This is a genomic window from Brevibacillus sp. HB1.2 (assembly GCF_013332495.1).
Lineage (GTDB): Bacteria > Bacillota > Bacilli > Brevibacillales > Brevibacillaceae > Brevibacillus > Brevibacillus porteri.
The window spans coordinates 166,164-188,414 of the sequence record NZ_JABMIU010000010.1; the positions used below are offsets into that span (position 1 = coordinate 166,164).

Below are 22,251 nucleotides of genomic sequence, written 5' to 3' on the forward strand. Positions count from 1 at the left end.
ACACTTGCTCTTCTGTTTTTGTCCGCCTCTTATAGTACCACACAAAAGAAGAAGCCGGATGTTCTCACCCGGCTTTGCTTCCTGCCATATTATTGCAGCTCTTGGCGCAGGAACTGGTCGAAAGCATCTGTCGGAAGCGGCTTGCTGAACAGATAGCCTTGACCATGGTCGCAGCCATTTTCCTTCAAAGCCGCTACTTGATCATGGAGCTCAATTCCCTCTGCGATGACATTCATATTGAGACTTTGCGCGATCGTGACAATCGCTTTTACAATCGCTTGACTCTCTTGGTTGTGATGAATGTCGCGAATAAATGAGGCGTCAATTTTGATTGTATCGACTGGCAAGCTCTTAATATAACTAAACGAGCTATAGCCTGTCCCAAAATCATCAATTGAAATTTGGATGCCGATGTCCCGAATCTGCTGCAGGACTGCCGTCGCCTCTTCCATTTTGACAAAAATACTCTCCGTAATCTCGAGCTCTAGCCAATCAGGGGACAGATTTGTTTCCCGAAGAATATCCTTGATCATCTCGACCAGATCTTTTTGATAGATCTGTCTCGCAGACAAATTCACAGAGACCTTCAGGGTATATCCTTGATCGTGCCAGAATTTATTTTGTTTGCACGCCTGTTTCAAAATCCATTCCCCAAGCGCCAGAATCATCCCTGTCTCCTCAGCGATAGGAATAAAACGATTCGGCGGGATGATGCCCAGCTCTGGATGCACCCATCTAACGAGCGCCTCCATGCCAGTCATCGCGCTTGTCATAATATCGATTTTGGGCTGGTAGTAAATTTGGAACTGCTCTTGTTCAATGGCTTTTCGCATCTCATTTTCCATCAAGATACGCTCCAGCGACTTCGCTTCCATCGTCGGATCGAAAAAGTCATAGCCATTCTTCCCGCGCGATTTCACTGTATATAAGGCCGTATCGGCCCGTTTCAACAAATCTTCGGGATTGTCCCCATCTTGCGGGTACAAGGCGATGCCGATGCTGCACGACACGTTGAACACATGACCCTCCAATTCAAACGGCCGCTGCAACTGATTCATGATCTGCTCTGCCAATGCAGACGCTTCGCTTCGATCTTGCAGATGGTTCTGCATAATCGTAAATTCGTCTCCACCCAACCTGGCCACGACATCTCCTGGCTTGAGGCATGCCTGTAGACGCTTTGATGCTTCGATCAGCAACATATCCCCAACATCATGACCGAACGAATCGTTCACATCCTTGAAGCGATCCATGTCCAAAAACAGCACAGCCAGATTCGATTGGAAACGCTTGGCCTGCATCATTTCCTTGCTGAGCTGTTGAACATACATCCGTCGATTCGGCAAGTCTGTCAACGCATCGTGGTAAGCCAAGTGATGAATCGTCTCTTCGGACTGTTTCCGGTCTGTGACGTCACGGGTAACGAGGAGCAGCTTGGTCACATTTCCTTCTTCATCCGCTATCGGATTGATTTTGCTTTCTGTCCAGATAACATCGTTTCTTTGGGTGTTAATCCGGCACTCTACCATGTACTCTTTACGTGTAGAGAAGGCATGCTGAATCGCATAAGCAAAAATATCTCGGTCATCCTCCACAATCCACTCGAACAGGTTATGGATTTCCTCATCAGGAACGGTATGCTCCCATACCCGCTTGTGAGATGGAGACAAATAGAGAAACTCCCCATCCAAGTTGATGATGCTGATGATATCCGATGTGTTCTCCGCGATAATGCGATACTTTTCTTCACTCCGCTTGAGCTCGTCTTCCATTTGCTTGCGACATGTGATATCACTGCGAATGGAAAGGTATTGATAGATTTCGCCCTCTTGGTTCTTAAATGGCACGATGGTTGTATCGACCCAATAATAGCTGCCATCTTTGGCGCGATTACGAATTTCCCCCCGCCAGACCTGGCCAGATCGAATACAAGACCACATTTCTTTAAAAAAGCCTTTTGGATGGTAACCCGAATTAAGAATACGATGGTCTTTTCCAATCAATTCGCTTCGTTCGTATTTCGATATGCGGCAAAATTGCTCATTTGCCCGCAAAATAATCCCCTTATGGTCCGTAATTGCCAAGATCGTGGATTGGTCCAAAGCGTATTTGACATCTGCCAGCTCATTCACAACCATGTTCAGCTCACCATCTTTTTCGCGTAGTAGCCCAGCCCAATCTTGGGGTGTCAGTGAAGATATCATTTGGTTATACATTTCAATCTCCTGTTTATACTTTCGAATACAGTCAAAAAAAATGATCCTTACAGAAGGATCGTAACGTTCTGAATACAAGTTCGTTCCATTTTACCATGTTTTTCCGAAAGTTCAACGAGAACAACTGCGGTAGAAACAACATTTTTACAAACTTCTTGATGTGTCCATACGAAAAAAATGAACCAGCACACGTAGCCTGGCTCACTTTTTTCAACAATGGGTATGATGAGACTGCTCCCCCTTACAAGCGGGCAAGAATGCTGCGATTGAGGTCTGCGACAGAATTGCTGCCAGACAGCGCCATCGCGACGTCAAATTCATGGATGAGTGTATCTAACACACTCGCTACACCTTGCTCTCCGGCAACGGCCAGTCCATACAAGAATGGGCGACCAATCAGGATAGCATTGGCACCTAAAGCCATAGCTTTCATGACATCTGCTCCTGTACGCACGCCACTGTCGAGCAAGACAGGTATTTTGCCAGCTACCACCTCGGCAATCGCTGGCAACGCATCCAGTGTAGAAATGGCGCCATCCATCTGCCGCCCACCGTGATTGGAAACGATGATTCCATCTACGCCATGCTCTAAAGCAAGCCGCGCATCATCTGGATGCAAAATGCCTTTTACCAAAATCGGCAGACGCGTATGCTCACGCAAAAAGGCGATATCGTTCCAATTCAGCGCTGGATGATAAATGTTTTTCAACACTTCCTCCACTGCATTCTCCGGCGTTACCTCAGGGAGTCTCGAGCAAAAAATAGGGTCTGTCAAGTAATTCGCCAGTCCTCTTCCTTCGCGCAGTGGCGAATACCCGTTACGGAAGTCTCTACGCTTCCACCCTAGCATAACGGTATCTACCGTGAGGACAATGGCAGAATAGCCAGACTTTTCCGCTCGTCTGACCATGCTCGCAGAAACCTCTCGATCATTCGACCAATAGAGCTGGAACCAACGATAGGCATCGCCCATCACTTCAGCAATCTGTTCGAGCGAGTGAGCGGAAACCGTACTGGCTACGAACGGCACTCCGGCTGCTGCCGCCGCCTTGGCAGACGCCAGCTCCCCATCGGGATGTGAAATCGTCTGCATACCCACAGGAGCCAAGAAGATCGGTGTGCGTAACGCTTGATTATACAGCGAGATACCAAGTGTGCGATTCGTCACATCCCGCATCATCCGTGGAATGATTGCCCAACGGGAAAAAGCTGTCCGGTTTTCTACCAGCGTTTCCTCTGCCCCTGATCCCCCAGCAACGTAATCAAATGGCCCATCCGGTAACACCTCTCGCGCCTTTTTCTCCCAATCCTCAATGGAAATCGGCAGTGCCTGCGTGTCTTTGTTCACACGGGTAAATAAGAGTGATTCCTCATTTGTTTTCATCATCTGGTTTGCTTCCTTTCTGCGATCGTCTTTCATCTTTTTTATCTCAATTCACATAAATTCGCAATAGTCTTAATCTCTTTTCTATTCCACAAGCTTGTCCACATTCGCTAATGCCTTTATCAAGGCTACTTTTTCTTTTTACCTTTTCGGGCTTTGCGACGGATTTGTTTCTTTGCTTTTTGCGTCTTCATTCCACGGGTAATTGAACCCACCCATGTGATGGTTTGACTATTTTCATTGATGACCTTTACCACGTTACCACTGTTGTTTCCACCTGAACCGGCAAACGCTTTAGTTACGCTTTTAGGAGAGTTATTTGCCGTATCACCAAAGTTAATGTTTCCGACATTGTTGTTGATTGTCACAGTTCCCACAAAAGTCGGCAATTCCTCTCCCTCCCCGTCTGCAATGGCTTATTTCCATCATATTCGGACGGTTTTGCGCCCGCTTGGACGATGGTTGAGGGCATTTGTCTGATGTGATCTTGCGAAAAAAAAATCTCCCCGAGTAGACAAAACTACGCGAGGAGAAAGACCTTTTTATTGAGCGGTATAACCGCCGTCGACCAGCAGGCTTGTCCCTGTGACGAAGGAAGCATCATCGCTGGCAAGGAACAGAACAGCCTTGGCGACTTCTTCTGGTTTACCCAAGCGCCCCATCGGATGCAATCCAATCAGGTGCTCGTTTAAGGCTTCATTTCGACCAGCGATCAGCGGCGTGTCAATATAGCCCGGGCAAACCGCATTTACGCGAATCCCTTGCTTCGCATACGTAAGTCCTAGTGTCTGGGTCAGGAGCTTCACTCCACCTTTGGCGGAAGAGTATGCGGTCACGCCAGCTTTTCCGGCATGGCTATGGATCGAGCCACAATTGACGATCGCGCCGCCAGTCCCTTGCGCCAGCATTTGCTCGATAACGTATTTATCGCACAAGAACACGCCAGTTAGATTGATATCAATCGTTCTTTGCCAATCATCCATGCTCAACAGATGACCTGGTGCGTCTTTCGCGATACCCGCATTGGCAAACAGAATGTCTACCTTTCCGAACTTTTCTACAGTGGCGTTCACCATGTTTTTCACTTCGTCTTCTTTCGTTACGTCCGTTTTCACGAACAACGCATCGAAGCCAGTTTGATTCAGCTCTTCCGCCAATTCATTACCACGTGGGGAGAAGTCAGCAATCACTACTTTCGCCCCTTCTTTTGCGAAGAGACGGACGGTCGTCTCTCCGATTCCGCTTGCTCCACCTGTTACGATCGCTACTTTATTTTCGAGTCTCATGGGTAACTCCTCCTATTTTCAAAAATGGTATTCATACCGTTTTATCTCGCTGTTGCGCCGCCATCGATGACGAATTCCGCCCCTGTGACATGAGAAGACTCGTCAGAAGCGAGGAACAGCACCATATTGGCTACATCCTCAACAGTTCCGAGTCGACCTGTTGGAGTCGCTTGTGCCAATTCTGATTTGGAATGCTTTGTCGTTTCCGAAGCATAGGACACCATGTTTGTATCGATATAGCCAGGGTGAATCGAGTTCACGCGCACACCGTGTGCCGCATACTCCATCGCTGCATCCTTGGACATGATGCGAACCGCTCCCTTGCTCGCTCCGTACAAGACGTGACCCGGCGCACCAAAAAGCCCAGCGATGGAAGAGGCATTGATGACAGAACCACCTTGTTGTTTTGCCATGAGTGGCATCACATGCTTCATTCCCAAAAAGACACCCGTTACGTTAATCGCCATGAGGCGATTCCATTCCTCTACGGTAATCTCCGCCAACGGTTTAATGATATAAATGCCTGCATTGTTGAACAGGATGTCTACTTTCTCGTATTGTTCTACGGTGGTTGCTACTACTTGCTGCCATTGCTCTTCGCGGCTTACATCATGCGCAATCGCGATGGCTTCTCCACCCGCATCCTTGATTTCGGCTACCGTCTGAGAGGCACTGTCCAGATTGATATCGGTAACGACTACTTTCGCACCTTCCTTGGCAAAACGAATCGCCGTTGTTTTCCCGATTCCTGTTCCACCACCGGAAATGATCGCTACTTTCCCTTCGAGTCTCGCCATTGTAAACGCCTCCATTTATTATGTCTTTTGTACCTGATCTCTTGCCTTGCTTTCATTATAGGACTCTTTTATATTTAAAAATATGTAAACATACTTACCCTTCCTTAAGTACAACTAAAGGATGTGAGCTTGCCAAATGCATCTGGAACAACTGGAATATATCGTAGAAATAGCGAAGGCAGGCTCCCTGACCAAAGCCGCTCAGAACAAGCATGTGACACTCTCCGCCATCAGTCAGTCGCTCGCCAGTCTGGAAGCAGAGCTAGGCGTTACTCTGTTTACACGTTCGCGCCTTGGAGCTGTACCGACCTCTGAGGGGCGCATCATCATCAAAAAAGCGTTTGAAGCCTTGGGAAAAATCCAGGAGATTTGGGAGGAAGCACAAAACTACACGAACACGTTGACTGGTGAGTTGAGACTCGCTACGATTCCCGGTCCCATGAATCTACTGGTCGATGCCGTCGCGAGCTTTAAAAAAGATTATCCTCACATCCGTACCGAAATTGCAGAAAAAGGCACGCAGGAAATATTAGAGGACATTCTTCATGACAAGCTGGACATCGGGCTAGTCATCATCCACGAGAACCTGCTCAAAAAGAGCGAGGGACTTGGCTTGGTGTTCGAACAGCTGCTAGAGGGGAAAATGGTCGTCGGCGTCCCCAAAAACTCGCCCCTTGCCTATCAGGATTCCGTTACGCCCGAAGAGCTTCGCAAGCAATCCTTTGTCCTGTACAACGACGACTATGTCAAATGGTTCGTAGAGGATTTTGCCGCTACGTATGGTCCTGTCGACATTTTGTTTACGACTAACAACACAGAAGCCCTCCGCAATGCGATCCGGCAAAATCTCGCTGTTACGATCGGACTGGATTATTCTTTTGTTCATGAACCACATTTGCAAGACTCCGATACGAGAACCCTTGATTTGGATATCCCTTATCAGCAACCTATTTATTATGGCTGGGTCCGCTCTGCGGAACGGCATTACTCCCGCATTTCCATGAACTTTATCAATCGACTCCAATACGATTTGAAAAGCAAGAAATACTCCCCGCTTCTTTAGTAAGCAAAAAGGCTGCCGGCATTATTTTCGCGGACAGCCTTTTTCTATTCATTCTTACTGCGCTGGAGCAAGGAATGTCTGTTTATTCTTACCATCGATGATGAGAGCCGATCTAGCCTTCACCACTTGATTCTCGTACGTGAAATCTTTCTGTGAGAAATTGGCGATCACTTGCAAATCATCCCCATAAACTGCCTTTTGCACGAGTCTGTCTTCAGACAACACGCGATAATCGGTCATCTCTTGCTGCACTGCTTTTTTATGGAAGGGAGACCACACCTTCAGATAGTTCATGATCAACTCTTGTTCAGCATCCCACATCTTTCTATCCACATGATAGAGCGGCGGAACATTGTAGAGCAGCTCTTTGAGCATACGAGTACCGACTTCTCCCTTGATCTTCAGGCTCCCCCACTCCCAGTGATGGCTTGTGATCACCGAGTTATTGTACACCAGTTTGTATAGCGGCAAGGAGTACGCTGGATCAATGTACACATGCTGGTACTCTTCCTTGATCGGAACCTGCTTCTTGTATCGCTCTGGAATCTCACCCGCTGGGGACCAATAACCTCCCACATAATACGGGCTTTGCTTGTTTTTTCGCATATCTGGATCTGCCCATTTGATGACAGGCGTCTCAATCCCGTGGGCAAAAGCAATGCTTCTGCTAGCGAAGTCGTTGCCCGTCTCAGAGCCAACGACCAATTTCTTTTCATCACGAATGTAGTCCATCCGTGCAAGCTTCGCCTTCATATCCTGTGCTTCTGTCGTCGCGTGCTCAGGTGAATAATCATCGTTGAAATCTCCTGCTGCATCCACATCAATAAACCACGAGTTAAAAGCGACATCGTTACTCATGATTTCATCCATGCGCTGCTTCACACTTGGCAGCGATAAGGTTGGATTCAGCAATCTGCCACGTTGCAGAAAACCAGCCTTCTTTTCTCCATTTTTCTTCGTGATTGTCGCATTCTCATACAAGCTCTTATCCTTGAAAATGGCCGTATTCCAATCCTGATTTTCTTCCTTATGAATGGAATGGTACGAGTCGTAGCTAGCGATCAAATAGCCTGTATCATTCGCCTGTTGAATGAATGCTGGCTTCATGTATGCGGCTGTCCAGTCCGGCAAGCCGATCCATGCATTCGTAATTCCGGCTGCTTTCATGTCCTTGAGCAGATCAGTAGAATCCGCATTGCCCCACTTTTCTACCGGTGGAACGGCATCCTGCAATACACTTTTCAGCAGTTGTTTGTTCAAGTCGTACAGCTGTGCTTCCGTCAGCTTGTCGATCCCTTTTCCGATGAGTTCTTTTGTCTTCTCATCGACGTTCGTAAATAGCTTCGGATTGTAAAACTCACGCGAGCGCAATGCATAGTTGAACCCGCTGATGATCGCTCTCTTCTGGTAGTCCGCAACGTAATCCTGTTTTTGAATCTCGCGGAATTGCTGGATGCTCTCTTTTCCATCCTCGCTGCTTTGCAAGAACTGCTCCATCCATCCGATGAAATTCGCGTCCAGTTTGGTTTTCAATGCACGCCATTTTACATCCTCAGCAGTCAGGAAGCTCTTGTTCCACAAATAAAAATGAGGAGCTCCGTACAGCTTTTCCACATCCGGGTTCGCTTTCGCTTTTTCAGCAAGAGTCAGCAGCTCTCCCTTTTCCTTTATATAATCCTTGTACACGCCTGCAATGCTGACTGGATCATTGTCTGTTACATACAAGCGGAATCCGTAGGTCTTGTCTGAATGAATCGTCGGGAACTCATGCGAGAACGTGAAGGAAATCGTCGGATCGACTGCAAAATCGACTGTACTGTTAAACAAGTTGTCCACCACGAACATGAGCGCGTACTTGTTCTTATTGACAGCAAAAAAGCGCATCGAGAATGACTCCGCGAAAGTAAGACTCTCCTCTTTGAAAAAGGACTGCCACTCTCTGTCGTCGGCAGGAATCCACTTTCCTTCCCCCAAAGGCAGCATATAGCTAGGTCCTTTCACGGTAGGCCAGGAAAAGCTCTCTGTCCCTGTCGAGGTCAGGGTGATTTGCAAATGATCTTCTTTCTTTTGAAGCGAGACATCCAGCTTATCGTCTGGGTAGCTCCAGGTAATCTCTTGCTCACCTTTTTGTACATTCGCTACCTTACGCGCTGGCATAGGCTCAGAAGCGCTTTCCTTCACTCCGTCTTTCTCGACAAATACTTCGAAGGTCTCCGGCTTCACATCAAAAGTAAAATCTGCGTGTTGCTTCGCCTGCACTTGCCCGTTAGCATGGTTGCTCTCACAACCAATTACTACTTGGAGCATGAGGGCGAACACGATGAGTAAAATCGCTTTTCTTTTCATGAAATCCTCCTAGATCGAATAACTATGTATATCGTATTACGATGTACATATGCATAAAAAGTCATCGAAAACCTTGTCCAAGGTCACCTTACAACCCGGCGACCTCGGTCCATGAGTCTTCTTCGACTTATGTTGCTTTTTACGAGGGTGTAGCGGACAAATCATCATCGAAGCGAATACTTTTCCTTCGCCTGTGTATCATAGCTGCTCCTAATCGAAACATGCCATAACCAATCAGTCCCCCGATTACATTCAGCAGTAGATCATCGACATCAAAGCTTCCTAATGCAAGCAAAAGCTGCAACGCTTCAATGATAAGACTGGCAGACAATGTGAGAAAAAACACGCGATGCATGTTTTGAAAGGACAAGAATAACAGCGGCAAAAACAATCCCAGCGGCAAAAAAATAAGGATATTCCCTATCAAGTTATACATCACCGTACCGAAGCTGTAATGATCATAATGGAAGACGTAATCCACCAAGGTTTGAAATGGCTTCGTATTTTGAAAAAGATGCGTATATTGCGGGACGCCGTACTCGATCATCCTCTGCTTCCATTCCACTGTAAAAGCTCTGCGCCGGAAGCGATCAGGCGACAATAACAAGAGATAGCTGGAGATCGCTACATACAAGAAAAACAACGTCATGAACCATTTGCGGAAGTATTTATCAATGAGCGGCATCGATTCAGACAGTTCCCGGCTGATTGCCCCCGTAGGTCCAAATCGTTGAATGGTCAGAGAGACGGCTTGCTGTTCCTCGTAGCCTTCTTCGACCAGCTCACACTTCATGCTCCTTAAATGATCCATCAGCTCATCCTTGACATCCTGCTTTTCCCATTTGGAACACGGCAAACGATTGACAACCCGCTCTGCGTATTCTTCCAGCTTCATTCGCTTACTCACTTCCCTCATTGACGAGCGTAATGAGTCTGCTCAAGCTCTGCCAATCCTTCATCTTGTCTTGAAGAAGTCCCTGGCCTGTCTTGGTGATCCGATAATATTTACGGCGTCCGCCCTCATTGGCTTCCCCCCAGTAAGACTCCACTGCCTTTTGCGTCTCCAATCGCTTTAGGGCAGGATATAGTGTGCCTTCACCGATTTCATACAGCTCATCGCTTTTATCGCGAATCTTCTTGGCCAACTCATAGCCGTACTGATCTTTCTGTGCGATCAGCGAGAGTAGCAATAGATCGATGCTTCCTTTCAACAACTCTTTGTTCACAAAAGCATCTCCTCCCTGTGACATGCCTAGAGATTACCACACTATACCTCGTGATACAAGGTAGTTGATCAAGGAAATTTGCGGATAATTCATTTAGTTCTATGTAATTATTGACAATAATAAAATAGGTAATATAGACTATATTCGACAAGGGTTTTCATGAGTCTACGTACTTTTGGATGATCATTCTTTTCAAAACACAACTAGATAATAGGCCCATAGAATGAACCAAAAAGAAGATCTTCCCTTTTATGGAGCAGGTTCCTTTCAATTCGTGACTTCATTCTCTCTAACAGGAGGCACTTACATGCTTGCCGACTTTTCATCGATCGTTCTGAACGCAGTTCTCTTAGCCTATTTTGCAATTGGTGTGCTATTTTTGTATTCCGAATCCAAATTTTTGCGTAAAATGAAGACTCGTAGAAATAGATAAGCCGATTTTTAGATAAAGGAGTTTGCACGTACATTGAGATCTTTTTTCCGCCAATTTCTGCCACGTCAGAATCAACCCCAAGAAATTACCTACAAGGAACTGGATTCGAAATTGATCAAAGCTGCTCGCTACGATCTGGTTACAAACCACCTCTACATCCGTTTTCACGATGGACGCGAGGTCGTTTACTGTCGGGTCACTCCTTACGCTTACAATGCGTTTTTAAATGCTGACTCGTTCAGCGATCATTTTCATTCGTTCATCAGCCAACGGTACTTGAACTATCAGGTGATGTAACCTGTCTATACAAAATGCCCTCAGTCTGTCTTCTCGACACTGAGGGCATTTGTTGTTGATCTTCTCTATTTTAATGCGCGATGCAAAAATGATTTGGTCCGCTCAAATTTAGCGTTTGTAAACAATTGCTCAGGTGTCCCCGACTCTACGAATTCCCCGTTGTCCATAAACATGATTTGGTTCGCCACCTCGCGCGCGAATCCCATCTCATGCGTCACAACCATCATCGTCATATGCTCTTGGGCAAGCTGCTTGATGACTTGCAGGACCTCACCTGTCAGTTCTGGATCGAGCGCAGACGTAGGCTCGTCAAACAACAAGATTTGCGGATTCATCATCAATGCTCTGGCGATCGCCACACGCTGCTTCTGTCCGCCTGAGAGCTTTGCTGGGTATGCGCCTGCCTTATCAGACAAGCCGACCTTTTCCAAGAGCTCTGCACTCATGCGCTGGATGTCCTCCACCGCCTCCCCTTTGACCACTCTAGGTGCGATCTCAAGATTCTCCTTCACCGTCAAATGAGGAAACAGATTAAAATGCTGAAAGACCATGCCCATTCTCGAGGTGATCTGCTTGATTTCCTGGTTACTGGCGTAAACGCCGTCCTTCACCAAATAATCATCCTGCACCCGAATGCTGCCACCATTCACCTGCTCCAGATTGACCAAGCTACGTAGCATTGTGCTTTTGCCGGAGCCAGACGGTCCAATGACCGCCACGACTTCGTTCTTTTTCACCGAAAACGAGACATCTCGCAAAACTTCCTGATTGCCAAACGATTTCTTTAGATTCGATACTTGAATGATATCCATATTGCGCCAGCCCTTTATTCGAATTTGAACCTTTTTTCCAGCCACTTAAAGAATAACGTCAACAATAGCGTCATCAACAAATAAATGATTCCGGCAATAAAAAACGGAACGATGGTAAAGTCGCGATTCACAGCCGTTTGTGCAAAGTGAAGCAATTCTGGGACGGCAACCGCATAGAGCAGCGCTGTATCCTTTACGAGAGTAATGGATTCATTTGCGACGGCAGGCAAAGCCACGCGAAACATTTGCGGCAAAATAATCTTGTTGGTCGTCTGCCATTTGCTAAAGCCGAGTACCTGCGCCGCCTCGTACTGTCCTTTGTCGATCGACAACAGTCCTCCACGGAAAATCTCCGCGAAATACGCTGCGTAGTTCAGCACAAAGCCGAGGCATGCAGCTACGAATCGATCCATAACCAAGTATTCTCCGATCACTGGCAAGAGTGGGAGACCAAAGACAAAAAACAATAGCTGTAATAATAGAGGCGTTCCACGCATGACATACACATAGGTGTGCGCGAACCAAGACAGACCTCTGTTGCTGCTATTCGCCATTAAGGTAATGAGAAATCCCAATGGGATCGATGCCAGGATAGCGATGAAGAACAGCAACACCGTCATCTGCGCCCCTTCTAGCATGGGCACGGTAATAGAGATAATATAGTCTAAGCTCATCTGGTATGCTCCTAATCCTTATAATAAAGCGTGGCTTCGCCAATCATTCGGCGAAGCCATCGTATCTTCCGTTTATTTCAACACGCGATTTTCGCCAAACCATTTTTCTGATATTTTAGCTGCTGTTCCATCCTGATTCATGGTATCCAAGGCTTTTTGCAGTTCGTTCAATAACGCCTCGTTCCCTTTTTTGACGCCCACTCCATACTCCTCAGGTGCAAGTGATTCTTCCAACAGCTTAAAGGTTCCAGGTTCTTTTGCCATGTAGTAATCGGCTACAATCTGGTCGATGACAACTGCTTCCACGCGGCCAATCTTCATATCGCTCAATGCCAGTACATTATCAGGATACTCTGTAATTGATTTGACCTGATTTTTCATGTCACTTGCATTGACAGCGTCAGCTGCGGAAGACAGCTTTTGCAAACCAATTGCTTTACCGGCCAAGTCTGACAGCTTGGTCCAGTTGCTATTTGCCATCGTGACCACTACTTGCGCGTTTTTCAGATAAGGCTTGGTAAAGAGAACCTTCTCTTTTCTCTCATCTGTAATCGTATATCCATTCCAGATCAAGTCGATACGACCGCTATTTAGTTCAGACTCTTTTGCACTCCAATCGATTGGTTGAAACTCGACTTGTTTTCCCATTTTTTCGCCGGCTGCACGTGCATAATCAATATCAAAACCGACTAGCTCATTTTTTTCATCCCGGAATCCCATTGGTGCAAACTTATCATCAATTCCGATAATCAGCTTGTTCGCGTCAGCGCCAGTTTTTGCGCTGGAACAGCCCACTACCAATGAAACCATCGCACTCAACAACAAAGACATCCATGCTATTTTCTTCATCGTGATGATCCCCCTCGTTTCCCTACTCTATATTTTACTCTGATAAAGTGGTAATACGTTAACAAGGTATCATGATAGCACATTAGCAAGGAATAGTCGATACTTTAGCAAACAAAAGCACCTTAGAAATATACGCCAAATGAATGAGTAAAATGCCCGACTAGCAGATGCATGTCTTTTTCTTTTTTCCGACACTCCCTCGTTCCTCTATCTTTTTGATATACTCCGTAGCCAACGGAACTTTGCACGCTGTCTGTCCGACGTCCACATGTACTTTGCCAATCGCTGCGGCCACTTCCAACGCTTCCTGATGAAGTTCCGGTACATACGCACCTACTGAAATAACGAATTGATTCATGGTGTACCGTACGCGATTTTGTTCCTGATGAATCGTCTCCTTCACTCTCATGAGGAGCCGTTTGATTTCTTCTTTATGTAGCTGTTCATCGGGCGTAATCGACAAGTAGTTCGAATACGTATTCCACCCACATGTGGCTACCATCTCTTCCTTTGACTCGATCCATTCTCGTGCCAACTCCATGGCAAAATGACTCTCAGCCGCTACACTCGCAACCGTATATTCGGCGGGCGCGTACCAAGACGCTTCTTTGACCCAAGTCTGTAACCGCTCTTTTGTCATGCTCTTTGGGTCAACCGTCAATCCGGCCAAGTACATGGCGTCGTAGTTTCCCGTATCGTACAGCGCCTGGACGAGCTGCTGATCACGCTTGACCTCCTTGACCAGCTTTTTCATATCGCCGACTCGCACGCCAAACAAAGGCTCTTTTGCTCCATGCCGCAATAACGTTTTTTTCGTCTGCTCTGTCCCCATCGCTTCGAGCTTCTGCATGACTTCTTCCAGCGTCATCTTGTTACCCACCTTTATCTACTATTAATTAGGATAACCAGCGGCGTTACCTCCAACACGAAAAAACCCTCCTCATTTAAAGGAGAGCTTTTTCCTGAAGAGCTTGACGCGCTTTTCCTATCCTTACGCCTGACTGCGTACTTTGATATACGAAACATTTCTGACGTTGATAACAACATCATCGTACTGTAGCCATCCACCGTCTTGATTAGCGACCATTTGAATGATCTCTTCCGGTTCCGTCGTTTCAACGCTAATCGTTTCACCGCCTCCGGAAAAGTAAAATTGAATCACTTTTACTTCCTTCATAAAATCCCCTCCTATTCCTTCTAGTTATCGGATGGTTGGAAAATTTTTGTTATGGGTGATTTTTTAGGTATACTTTTGTTGCAGCTATTCCGTTTTGAATGTCTACCATTTCTGTGAAAAGGGGTTTGTTGAAAATGCCGGATTCGGTACACACGAGAAAAGGAGCAAGTAAAGCCTCGCTCATCCCTAACAATGTTTTAGCACTCCTTCATGCTGGAGAATTAGAAAGTGTCAATTTGACTGAATGGCAGGCTGTTGATCATATTCATCTGGTACAAAGCGTTCTGCCTCATGTTCAATTAGACACACATATCTCTCAACTTGTTTATCAATTAGAAGAAACGGGATCTACGAGCGGAATGAAAGCTATCCGTCTGATTGGCCAAGAACTACTTGCGATCTTACACAAATCGGGTGAACCCACAGCTACGTCTCCCGTTTTCCTATCGTTGGCCACCCACAAGTCAGACAGTGTACGTTGCTGGAGTGCCTATATCATTGGTTTGGACAACAGCTTATCGCTCGAAGAAAAGCTAAGGCAAATAAGAAAACTCTCGGCAGATCATCATTTTGGAGTGAGAGAGATCGCATGGATGGCAATTCGAGATTCTCTCGTGCATGATCTGAACCATTCCATTCACCTCCTGAGCGAATGGGTACTTGATACTGACGAAAATATTCGCCGCTTTGCGGTAGAAGCTACACGCCCTCGAGGGGTCTGGTGCAAGCATATTGACACATTGAAAAATGAGCCTGCTCGCTGTCTGCCCTTGCTTACGCCAGTGAAGTCAGATCCATCCAAATATGTTCAAGATTCTGTTGGGAATTGGTTGAACGATGCGAGTAAATCACAACCTGACTGGGTGGCGCAGCTTTGTGACGATTGGTTAAGAATCTCTGATACAAAGGAAACGAAAAGAATTGTCACCAAAGCGAAAAGAACGATTCTGAAGACCCAAACCGAACAGAAATGATGAACCAAATCACCTATTTATCTCAATTTTATTTGTTAAATTCATTATCCGAGGAAAGTTTGCGCTTAATCGATCAATTAACCTCCTTATCCCCTTTTCCCAAAAATACGTGCATTCAAACACCAGAAACTTTTTCAGAGGGCTTTTACTTCATCAAACAGGGGAAAGTACGTTTATATAAAGTAAATCGGGATGGGCGGCAGTTCACATTCGATATCCTCGGGGAAGGCAATGTGTTTGGAGAAGTGGATCTCCTCTCATTAGGTACACGGGAGATGTATATAGAAGCCATCGAAGACTGCCTCATTTGTAAAATGAGCAAAGCAAAATTTGAGAGCTACATAATCGAACATCCGCAACTGATGATGAAGATCATGAAGATCATTAGCGATAGAATGGTTTCGATCAGCCAGGCAGCCGAAAATCTTGCTCTTCTCCCTTTACAAGATCGCATTATTTCCACATTAGTAAGGCTTGCCGATCAATTTGGCACTCCTAACAGTTCGGCATTTCAACAAATTGACTTACCTCTTTCCCATCAAGAACTCGCCCATTTTGTCGGGGCATCCAGGGAAGCTGTGACGGTAGCATTACGTGCTTTAGTAAGAGAAGAACTAATTCAAACAGGCTTTAAATCCATTTCCATTCATCGGGACGAAATTTTGAAGAGAATGTAATCCAGGTTACATCTTCCCCTCCAAAAGAAAGATATCGTAAAGCTATGGCTTTTACTATTCTTTCGAAAAAGAGGGGAACGACATATGGATAAACCACATTTTCAGAGCCTGCGCGAAGAGCTGGATTTTACAACCATTCAAATAGCAGACCTCCTCACTCGTGAAGTAACAGATGCATTTACAAAATCAATCGAGGAGCTGCGGACCTCTGGACACGCAAAGGGCTTGCCGATTGGTTCGATTGCACCTGATTTCTCGTTGAACGATCACACTGGCAAGACCATTACCTTGTCGGAAAAAATCGGAAAAGGTCCCGTCGTCCTCACATTTTTCCGTGGATCATGGTGCCCCTACTGCAATTTGGAGCTGCAAGCATACCAAAAACAGATCGATACGATAACCTCTCTGGGTGCCCAATTGTTTGCCATTAGTCCACAATCTCCTGCACACTCTCTTACTATGCAAGAGAAAAACGGTCTGAGCTTTCCCGTGTTATGCGATACCAATAACCAAGTAGCAGAAAAATATAAACTCAGATTCAGACTGCCTGATTTTTTACATGATACCTACCGATCATTGGATATTGATCTCCATCGTTTTAATAGCGAAGATTCATGGACACTCCCCATACCTGCTACTTATATCCTCGACAACCAGGGCGTAATCCGTTCAGCAGGCTTAGATCCTGATTACAAAAAACGCATGGAGCCTAGTGAAGTTTTAGACATTCTGCGTACCCTAACCTAACGCTTATATAACGAAGAACCAGTTGATCACACAACTGGTTTTTTCTACGTCTATGCTTTATGAACAATTAGTTTATTTTCCCTACCAAAACTTGACAAGAATATATCTTTTGGCTTATATTTTGCATGATTATGTCTAGCAAAATTCGACACATCTTTACAATTTCTGCTAAAAAATGCAAAAGGCAAAGTCATCGAAAGGTGGCGACGCAAAACCACGGGTCTACAGTCTTTGACCATGATAGCCGGGTTGCCATCATCTTGAGACCATTTATTCGATGTTGGTAGCTTCGGTTGTTCCATTTCGATGGAACGGCCTTTTTTTGTGTTTACATTTTTGAAAGGAGGATGAAAGCACTTTCATTATCGTATCGGATGGAAAAACATAACTTTAGTGACGTCAAACATACACAACATGGTTCAATCAGAGAAAATGATGGAGTGGAGAAGTTATGTACAAACAAGTAGAAACCGTACAAGAGTTAGCAAAATTTCATGAAATCAAAGAAACAGTATGGACAAGCATGGGCTTCGAGATGGAGCATGCGAAAGAAGGCTCGGCTCAGTTCCTCTTACTTGCCGAAGATGGTGAAGCAGGTGGAACATTTGAAATGACGCCCTTTTCCAAATCAAGTGCTTATATGAAATCACTTTTTCAGGATGTTGTTACAGAAGATATGAAAGTAATGGAGGTAGACAGTCTCGCTGTTTTGCCGAAATACCGTGGACAACTAGGGCAAAAAGGAATTTGCTTGATGATAGATTACGCTGAAAAGCACGGTTATACCCACGCAATCGGGGTAGCAGATCCGACTTTTTTTACGTTCATTAACAAGAAGTATCAAGTAAAGGCGACTCAGACCAAAGATATCGTCTTTTACAAAGGGGCCGATGCCATTCCGACCCTCTTCCATCTAAAAGATGTCTATGACAATAAGCACGATCCGAAATATTCCTGGTACAATTCGTCGTCATCCAACCAAGTAAAAGTCGAGGTAGGTGGGTAACATGGATAACATGGATAACATTGATCTATTGAGAAGAAGAAACAATTGGGTCGTAATCGTATTCGCAAGTATTATTACGGTAGTTCAGGTCTTAAACCTTTTTCTAGGCGTATCGTACACATTCGTTTTCACGATACTGGGTATTTTGTATGGCGTACTGGCACCTTTTACTTACATCTCCAATCGCCCGAGGTTCCGTGAAAAAGCAGCGCCCTTCATGAAGTTTTTCAACTTCGCGGTAATCGGAATTTTTATGTTCATCGTAGTTGGACTGGACCCGCATATGATCAATATCATGACCATTATGTTCTTTGTAGCAGTCATGGGGATTTATCAAGACCGACTCATCAATATTTTGACGATTGTATCGACATTGGGTATTGTCTCTTACTACTTCCTGACACAGAGAGAAACGATTTTCCATTCGACAAACAACCTTGATCTGATGTACTTCTTGCTTACCTTCTGCTTCGTCTCTGTCACGAGCATGATGCATGCTGTATTCAATAACAAGCTGCAAGAGGAAAGTGAGCAACAAAAACAAGAAGCGATTGCCTCAAAGGAATCGTTGCAACGTGTTCTGGATCAGATCAATGAATCACTCACCTCTATGCAAGACTATCAAGAGAATTTGAACAAGGTGACGGACGGTGTAAATATTCGCGCAGTCGAAACCGTCGCTTCCCTGCAAGACATTATGGAGTCCTTTACGGTTCAGACCAGCAATACCGACGAACTGCGTCGGGAAATGAGCTCGACGAATCTGCAAGTGGAGGACATGACCCGCTCTGTTACAGAGATGCATGATTACGTAGAATCGACCAAAGAAGCCACTAATGAGAGCGGCAAACGCATCGGCAACATCGGCAATGACTTTGAACGATTCATCAAGGATATCCAAGGTACAAACCAGCTGATTCAAGAGCTCAATAAAGAAACCGAATCGATTGGGAAAATCATTCAAACCATTTCCGAGATTTCTGCACAAACCAATCTGTTGGCACTCAATGCCACGATTGAAGCGTCTCGCGCAGGCGAACACGGCCGAGGATTTGCTGTAGTAGCAGATGAAGTACGCAAGCTGGCTGAATCCTCCAAGCTATCCTCTGAGTCGATCTCGAACCTGCTCATGACCATTCGCGAAAAAATGAAGCTCGTATCAGATATGATTTCTGAGTCACAGACTTCTTTTGAGAAAAATAGCGAGGGCATCATTGAAGTACAAGAAATGTTCACCAATGTAGACAACTACATGCAAAACTTTGCGGATAAAACGAAAAACCTGCAAGAGTTCATTATCCATGTTCACAGTATGATTCAAGAAGTCGGCGCAAAAGTTGAAGTCAACGCAGATATTACCGACAAGAACAAAGAGAGCCTGGAAGAAGTGCTTGTTCTCGTTTCTGAACAAAAAGACGAAGTCGTTAAGGTTTCTGGCGGCTTTGAGAAAATCGAACAACAGATGCGTGGTCTCCATATGTAACCTTCCTGCAACCGCCTTTCACGGGCGGTTGTTTTCTTTTCTCATTTTGTAACCGAACAGATATATAATGTAAATATTCTGATATTTATAATCTTATACAATGAAAGGAGCACATCATTGATGGATGCACGAATCGAAACAAAAACGATTCAGACCGATCGACTGCTCGTTTCTTATCTGACAGCTGGCGTACTAGAAGGAGAACCGCTCCTCCTCATTCACGGCAATGCATCAGCCAACTTGTTCTGGGATGATACCATTGCGGCTCTATGTGACCAGTACCGTGTGTACGCACCTGATATGCGTGGCTATGGAGCAAGTGAAGCATTGCCCATCGATGCGACACTCGGTTTGCGAGACTGGTCGGATGACCTTCATTCGTTTATTCGGGCATTGGACTTGCCAACACCCGTCCATCTTGCCGGCTGGTCGTTGGGCGGTGGGATCGCGATGCAGTTTGCCATCGATCACCCGCAGGAAGTACGCTCCCTGATTCTAATCGCCCCCATGTCTCCTTACGGCTTTGGTGGAACCAAGGATATAGCTGGCACCCCGTGCTACAGCAGCTTCTCAGGCTCAGGTGGAGGAGCTGTCAACTCCGAGCTGGTCAAAAGGATAGCAGCCAAAGATATGAGTAATGAATCTCCCTCCAGTCCTCGCAATGTCATGAATCAGCTTTATTTCAATCCCCCGTTCCAGGTTGGCCCAGAGCAGGAAGATCGTTATGTGAGCGCGATAATCTCTACGAGAACGGGAGAGGGCTTTTACCCTGGTGCCTTTGAATACGTAAACGATTGGCCCGGTGTTGCTCCTGGGACGACAGGGATTACGAATGCGATTTCTCCCAAATACGTAAATTTGTCCGGTATTGTCCAGATGGAGCCGAAGTGTCCGATTTTATGGATTCGCGGTGCGGATGATGCCATTATCTCGGATCAGTCGCTTGCTGATTTCGGTACACTGGGCAAGCTTGGCTATGTCCCCGGATGGCCGGGAGAAGACGAATATCCTCCGCAGCCGATGGTCTCCCAAATTCGAGACGTGCTCGAACAATATCAGCGCGCTGGCGGTTCCTATCAGGAGATAGTCATGGAAAATGTGGGGCACTCTCCACACATTGAAAAGGCAGAGGGGTTTGTAGCGCTCATTCGAAAGACCGTCAGGGCATGACCCTGGCGGTTTTTTTGCGATCCATTGGTTTCCTCCCCACCAAAATGGAGCGAATACCCGATGATGAACAACTTTAACATTTCCTTGCCCAAACCATACACCATCTGGGCTATTTCGGCGTTTCTTTCTCCGCTTTCGATACCTTCAAGTTAAATTCTCTTTCCTGCTCCTCAATAATCGTTCGATCCTCTGCATTATCTCTCACTACTTTTTGCGTCAAAATCGATCCAACTGCTACCAGAAGCATACATGCGATATAATACCCCTTTTCGTGCAGCTGAAGACCTGTTGCATTGTATAAACCGATGGAAAATAGCAGTACACCTGCCCCCAATGTAAAGTATGCCAAGAAAGTGAAGGCTCCCGTGTTGCGCATCCGATGCTTTTGTGGATACATAGTAACACCCCTCACATAAGTCAACCGGACGATTTCTCGCCCGGTTGCCACTATAGATTACTTCACAGCTTCCTTCTTGCCAAAGAAAGTACGCAACGCCTTGTATACCTCGCCCTTTTCCCGAATGACACAATGCATGAATTTCGGCTCTTTGATGTGGCGATACGCTGACATGAGGGTTGAATGACGATTATACTGATTCACTTCGCCATAGCCGAACATGTTGCATCTCTCCATGAGCTCTTTCACCAGCTTTACGCAGCGCTCATTGTCAGACGTGAGGTTGTCGCCATCGGAAAAATGGAACGGGTAAATGTTGTACTGCGATGTTGGGTAGCGGCTATCGATGATCTCCAACGCCTTTTTGTAGGCAGAGGAGCAGATCGTCCCCCCGCTTTCCCCTTTCGAGAAAAAGGTGTCCTCCGTTACTTCCTTCGCATCCGTATGATGGGCAATGAAGACGATCTCGACTTTTTCGTACTTGGTGCGCAGAAAACGTACCATCCAGAAGAAAAAGCTGCGGGCAATATACTTTTCAAACACGCCCATACTTCCCGAGGTATCCATCATCGCAATAATGACAGCATTGGAATGAGGCTTGATTATCTCTTCCCACGTCTTGAAGCGCAGGTCATCATCGGTAATCCCCAGCTCCATATCACTGTAGCCTGCCAGCGCATTTCGGCGGATGGCCGCAATCAGTGTACGTTTTTTATCAATGTTGCCCATCAAGCCTTTTTTCCGGACATCATTGAACCGAGTCTCTTCCACGACGATTTGTTCCTCGTCTTTTTGTTGAAGGTTCGGCAGCTCCAGCTCGGCAAAAAGCATCTCCTGCAATTCTTCTACGCTGATTTCAGCCTCGTAGTAGTCTACACCTGGCTGATCACCCGCTCCCTGACCCTTTCCTGGCCCTTGCGCCGGATCGCCGTCACGGGCGACGACATCTCCTACTTTACTGTTTCCTTTACCTTGACCGCCATGTTTTCCCTTTTGGAAGTTAAAACGCAATCGGTATTCATCCAGGGAGCGAATAGGGATCTTAATAACTTCCCGACCATTCGACATGATGATGTTTTCTTCGCTGACGAGATCGGGCAGATTTTTTTTGATCGCTTCTTTCACTTTTTCCTGGTGTCGATTTTGGTCCTGGTACCCTTTGCGGTGCAGCGACCAGTCTTCCCGGGAGACAATGAACGATGATTCATCTTTCATGCCGTCTCCTCCTAGCAACTGG

Annotated in this window: 23 protein-coding genes and 1 riboswitch; of the genes, 8 read left to right on the forward strand and 15 right to left on the reverse strand. The window is 46.0% G+C overall.

Annotated elements, in window-relative coordinates:
- Positions 1–89: 89 nt before the first annotated feature.
- From HPY28_RS21295 to HPY28_RS21315, 5 genes are all read right to left on the reverse strand, one after another.
- Complete coding sequence (locus HPY28_RS21295; protein WP_017251959.1) at positions 90–2,216, reverse strand: bifunctional diguanylate cyclase/phosphodiesterase; 2,127 nt, start codon at positions 2,214–2,216, stop codon at positions 90–92.
- Between the two features lie 241 nt (positions 2,217–2,457).
- A complete protein-coding gene (locus HPY28_RS21300; protein ID WP_174231347.1) occupies positions 2,458–3,603 on the reverse strand; it encodes an alpha-hydroxy-acid oxidizing protein in 1,146 nt (381 codons plus the stop codon).
- A gap of 125 nt (positions 3,604–3,728) precedes the next feature.
- A complete protein-coding gene (locus tag HPY28_RS21305) occupies positions 3,729–3,989 on the reverse strand; it encodes a spore germination protein (RefSeq protein WP_069853050.1) in 261 nt (86 codons plus the stop codon).
- A 153-nt stretch (positions 3,990–4,142) separates the two neighbouring features.
- Entirely contained in the window at positions 4,143–4,886 is a 744-nt protein-coding gene (locus tag HPY28_RS21310; RefSeq protein WP_017251956.1) for an SDR family NAD(P)-dependent oxidoreductase, read from the reverse strand.
- A gap of 41 nt (positions 4,887–4,927) precedes the next feature.
- Positions 4,928–5,683 (reverse strand): SDR family NAD(P)-dependent oxidoreductase, encoded by a 756-nt coding sequence (locus HPY28_RS21315; RefSeq protein WP_017251955.1) that lies wholly within the window; start codon positions 5,681–5,683, stop codon positions 4,928–4,930.
- Positions 5,684–5,819: 136 nt separating this feature from the next.
- Here HPY28_RS21315 and HPY28_RS21320 point away from each other — a divergent pair, with 136 nt between their 5' ends.
- Positions 5,820–6,746, forward strand: a complete 927-nt coding sequence (locus HPY28_RS21320; protein WP_017251954.1) for a LysR family transcriptional regulator — start codon at positions 5,820–5,822, stop codon at positions 6,744–6,746.
- Between the two features lie 54 nt (positions 6,747–6,800).
- On the opposite strand, the gene HPY28_RS21325 is transcribed toward HPY28_RS21320, so the two are convergent.
- The 3 genes from HPY28_RS21325 to HPY28_RS21335 form a co-directional block, all read right to left on the reverse strand.
- On the reverse strand, positions 6,801–9,092 hold the full coding sequence (locus tag HPY28_RS21325; RefSeq protein WP_174231348.1) for a glycoside hydrolase: 2,292 nt from the start codon (positions 9,090–9,092) through the stop codon (positions 6,801–6,803).
- 139 nt (positions 9,093–9,231) lie between these two features.
- Positions 9,232–9,999, reverse strand: a complete 768-nt coding sequence (locus HPY28_RS21330; RefSeq protein ID WP_238144666.1) for a VanZ family protein — start codon at positions 9,997–9,999, stop codon at positions 9,232–9,234.
- Positions 9,992–10,318 (reverse strand): PadR family transcriptional regulator, encoded by a 327-nt coding sequence (locus tag HPY28_RS21335; protein ID WP_173621031.1) that lies wholly within the window; start codon positions 10,316–10,318, stop codon positions 9,992–9,994. Before HPY28_RS21335 ends, HPY28_RS21330 begins: the two co-directional genes overlap by 8 nt.
- A 466-nt stretch (positions 10,319–10,784) precedes the next feature.
- On the opposite strand from HPY28_RS21335, the gene HPY28_RS21340 reads away from it, so the two are divergent.
- Positions 10,785–11,048, forward strand: a complete 264-nt coding sequence (locus tag HPY28_RS21340; protein WP_017251949.1) for a KTSC domain-containing protein — start codon at positions 10,785–10,787, stop codon at positions 11,046–11,048.
- A 65-nt stretch (positions 11,049–11,113) separates the two neighbouring features.
- Here the strand turns inward: HPY28_RS21340 and HPY28_RS21345 are convergent, their stop codons facing one another.
- The 5 genes from HPY28_RS21345 to HPY28_RS21365 all read right to left on the reverse strand — a co-directional run bounded on the left by HPY28_RS21345 (position 11,114) and on the right by HPY28_RS21365 (position 14,560).
- Complete coding sequence (locus tag HPY28_RS21345; protein WP_217444852.1) at positions 11,114–11,860, reverse strand: amino acid ABC transporter ATP-binding protein; 747 nt, start codon at positions 11,858–11,860, stop codon at positions 11,114–11,116.
- Between the two features lie 14 nt (positions 11,861–11,874).
- Positions 11,875–12,534, reverse strand: coding sequence for an amino acid ABC transporter permease (locus HPY28_RS21350; protein WP_017251947.1), 660 nt, complete (start codon positions 12,532–12,534; stop codon positions 11,875–11,877).
- 72 nt (positions 12,535–12,606) lie between these two features.
- Positions 12,607–13,383 (reverse strand): amino acid ABC transporter substrate-binding protein, encoded by a 777-nt coding sequence (locus tag HPY28_RS21355; protein WP_017251946.1) that lies wholly within the window; start codon positions 13,381–13,383, stop codon positions 12,607–12,609.
- Between the two features lie 160 nt (positions 13,384–13,543).
- A complete protein-coding gene (locus tag HPY28_RS21360) occupies positions 13,544–14,251 on the reverse strand; it encodes a DNA alkylation repair protein (RefSeq protein WP_017251945.1) in 708 nt (235 codons plus the stop codon).
- Between the two features lie 123 nt (positions 14,252–14,374).
- Positions 14,375–14,560, reverse strand: coding sequence for a hypothetical protein (locus HPY28_RS21365; RefSeq protein ID WP_017251944.1), 186 nt, complete (start codon positions 14,558–14,560; stop codon positions 14,375–14,377).
- 134 nt (positions 14,561–14,694) lie between these two features.
- Here HPY28_RS21365 and HPY28_RS21370 point away from each other — a divergent pair, with 134 nt between their 5' ends.
- The 6 genes from HPY28_RS21370 to HPY28_RS21395 all read left to right on the forward strand — a co-directional run bounded on the left by HPY28_RS21370 (position 14,695) and on the right by HPY28_RS21395 (position 20,617).
- Positions 14,695–15,534: a DNA alkylation repair protein gene (locus HPY28_RS21370; protein WP_174231349.1), complete on the forward strand. Its 840-nt coding sequence runs from the start codon at positions 14,695–14,697 to the stop codon at positions 15,532–15,534.
- Entirely contained in the window at positions 15,534–16,211 is a 678-nt protein-coding gene (locus HPY28_RS21375) for a Crp/Fnr family transcriptional regulator (protein WP_026043351.1), read from the forward strand. The genes HPY28_RS21370 and HPY28_RS21375 overlap by 1 nt, the downstream gene beginning before the upstream one ends.
- Positions 16,212–16,295: 84 nt before the next feature.
- Complete coding sequence (locus tag HPY28_RS21380; RefSeq protein WP_173623240.1) at positions 16,296–16,958, forward strand: peroxiredoxin-like family protein; 663 nt, start codon at positions 16,296–16,298, stop codon at positions 16,956–16,958.
- A gap of 173 nt (positions 16,959–17,131) precedes the next feature.
- Positions 17,132–17,215, forward strand: a riboswitch (cyclic di-GMP riboswitch).
- A gap of 194 nt (positions 17,216–17,409) precedes the next feature.
- Positions 17,410–17,964, forward strand: a complete 555-nt coding sequence (locus HPY28_RS21385) for a GNAT family N-acetyltransferase (protein WP_017251940.1) — start codon at positions 17,410–17,412, stop codon at positions 17,962–17,964.
- Positions 17,957–19,447 (forward strand): methyl-accepting chemotaxis protein, encoded by a 1,491-nt coding sequence (locus HPY28_RS21390; RefSeq protein ID WP_017251939.1) that lies wholly within the window; start codon positions 17,957–17,959, stop codon positions 19,445–19,447. The genes HPY28_RS21385 and HPY28_RS21390 overlap by 8 nt, the downstream gene beginning before the upstream one ends.
- Positions 19,448–19,567: 120 nt before the next feature.
- Positions 19,568–20,617 carry an alpha/beta hydrolase gene (locus HPY28_RS21395; RefSeq protein ID WP_174231356.1) on the forward strand — a complete coding sequence of 350 codons (1,050 nt, stop codon included), beginning with the start codon at positions 19,568–19,570 and terminating at the stop codon, positions 20,615–20,617.
- 109 nt (positions 20,618–20,726) lie between these two features.
- On the opposite strand, the gene HPY28_RS21400 is transcribed toward HPY28_RS21395, so the two are convergent.
- Positions 20,727–21,014, reverse strand: coding sequence for a YiaA/YiaB family inner membrane protein (locus HPY28_RS21400; RefSeq protein WP_017251937.1), 288 nt, complete (start codon positions 21,012–21,014; stop codon positions 20,727–20,729).
- 57 nt (positions 21,015–21,071) lie between these two features.
- Entirely contained in the window at positions 21,072–22,229 is a 1,158-nt protein-coding gene (yhbH, locus tag HPY28_RS21405) for a sporulation protein YhbH (protein ID WP_017251936.1), read from the reverse strand.
- Positions 22,230–22,251 lie beyond the last annotated feature (22 nt).

Excerpts from the sequence above, each read along its gene's own strand:
- HPY28_RS21380 (WP_173623240.1), top strand. The coding sequence starts at position 16,296 with ATGGATAAACCACATTTTCAGAGCCTGCGCGAAGAGCTGGATTTTACA.
- HPY28_RS21300 (WP_174231347.1), bottom strand. The coding sequence starts at position 3,603 with ATGATGAAAACAAATGAGGAATCACTCTTATTTACCCGTGTGAACAAA.
- HPY28_RS21310 (WP_017251956.1), bottom strand. The coding sequence starts at position 4,886 with ATGAGACTCGAAAATAAAGTAGCGATCGTAACAGGTGGAGCAAGCGGA.
- HPY28_RS21385 (WP_017251940.1), top strand. The coding sequence starts at position 17,410 with ATGTACAAACAAGTAGAAACCGTACAAGAGTTAGCAAAATTTCATGAA.
- HPY28_RS21395 (WP_174231356.1), top strand. The coding sequence starts at position 19,568 with ATGGATGCACGAATCGAAACAAAAACGATTCAGACCGATCGACTGCTC.
- HPY28_RS21355 (WP_017251946.1), bottom strand. The coding sequence starts at position 13,383 with ATGAAGAAAATAGCATGGATGTCTTTGTTGTTGAGTGCGATGGTTTCA.
- HPY28_RS21360 (WP_017251945.1), bottom strand. The coding sequence starts at position 14,251 with ATGACGCTGGAAGAAGTCATGCAGAAGCTCGAAGCGATGGGGACAGAG.
- HPY28_RS21365 (WP_017251944.1), bottom strand. The coding sequence starts at position 14,560 with ATGAAGGAAGTAAAAGTGATTCAATTTTACTTTTCCGGAGGCGGTGAA.
- HPY28_RS21375 (WP_026043351.1), top strand. The coding sequence starts at position 15,534 with ATGAACCAAATCACCTATTTATCTCAATTTTATTTGTTAAATTCATTA.
- HPY28_RS21325 (WP_174231348.1), bottom strand. The coding sequence starts at position 9,092 with ATGAAAAGAAAAGCGATTTTACTCATCGTGTTCGCCCTCATGCTCCAA.
- HPY28_RS21350 (WP_017251947.1), bottom strand. The coding sequence starts at position 12,534 with ATGAGCTTAGACTATATTATCTCTATTACCGTGCCCATGCTAGAAGGG.
- HPY28_RS21315 (WP_017251955.1), bottom strand. The coding sequence starts at position 5,683 with ATGGCGAGACTCGAAGGGAAAGTAGCGATCATTTCCGGTGGTGGAACA.
- HPY28_RS21320 (WP_017251954.1), top strand. The coding sequence starts at position 5,820 with ATGCATCTGGAACAACTGGAATATATCGTAGAAATAGCGAAGGCAGGC.
- HPY28_RS21345 (WP_217444852.1), bottom strand. The coding sequence starts at position 11,860 with ATGGATATCATTCAAGTATCGAATCTAAAGAAATCGTTTGGCAATCAG.
- yhbH (WP_017251936.1), bottom strand. The coding sequence starts at position 22,229 with ATGAAAGATGAATCATCGTTCATTGTCTCCCGGGAAGACTGGTCGCTG.
- HPY28_RS21400 (WP_017251937.1), bottom strand. The coding sequence starts at position 21,014 with ATGTATCCACAAAAGCATCGGATGCGCAACACGGGAGCCTTCACTTTC.
- HPY28_RS21295 (WP_017251959.1), bottom strand. The coding sequence starts at position 2,216 with ATGTATAACCAAATGATATCTTCACTGACACCCCAAGATTGGGCTGGG.
- HPY28_RS21370 (WP_174231349.1), top strand. The coding sequence starts at position 14,695 with ATGCCGGATTCGGTACACACGAGAAAAGGAGCAAGTAAAGCCTCGCTC.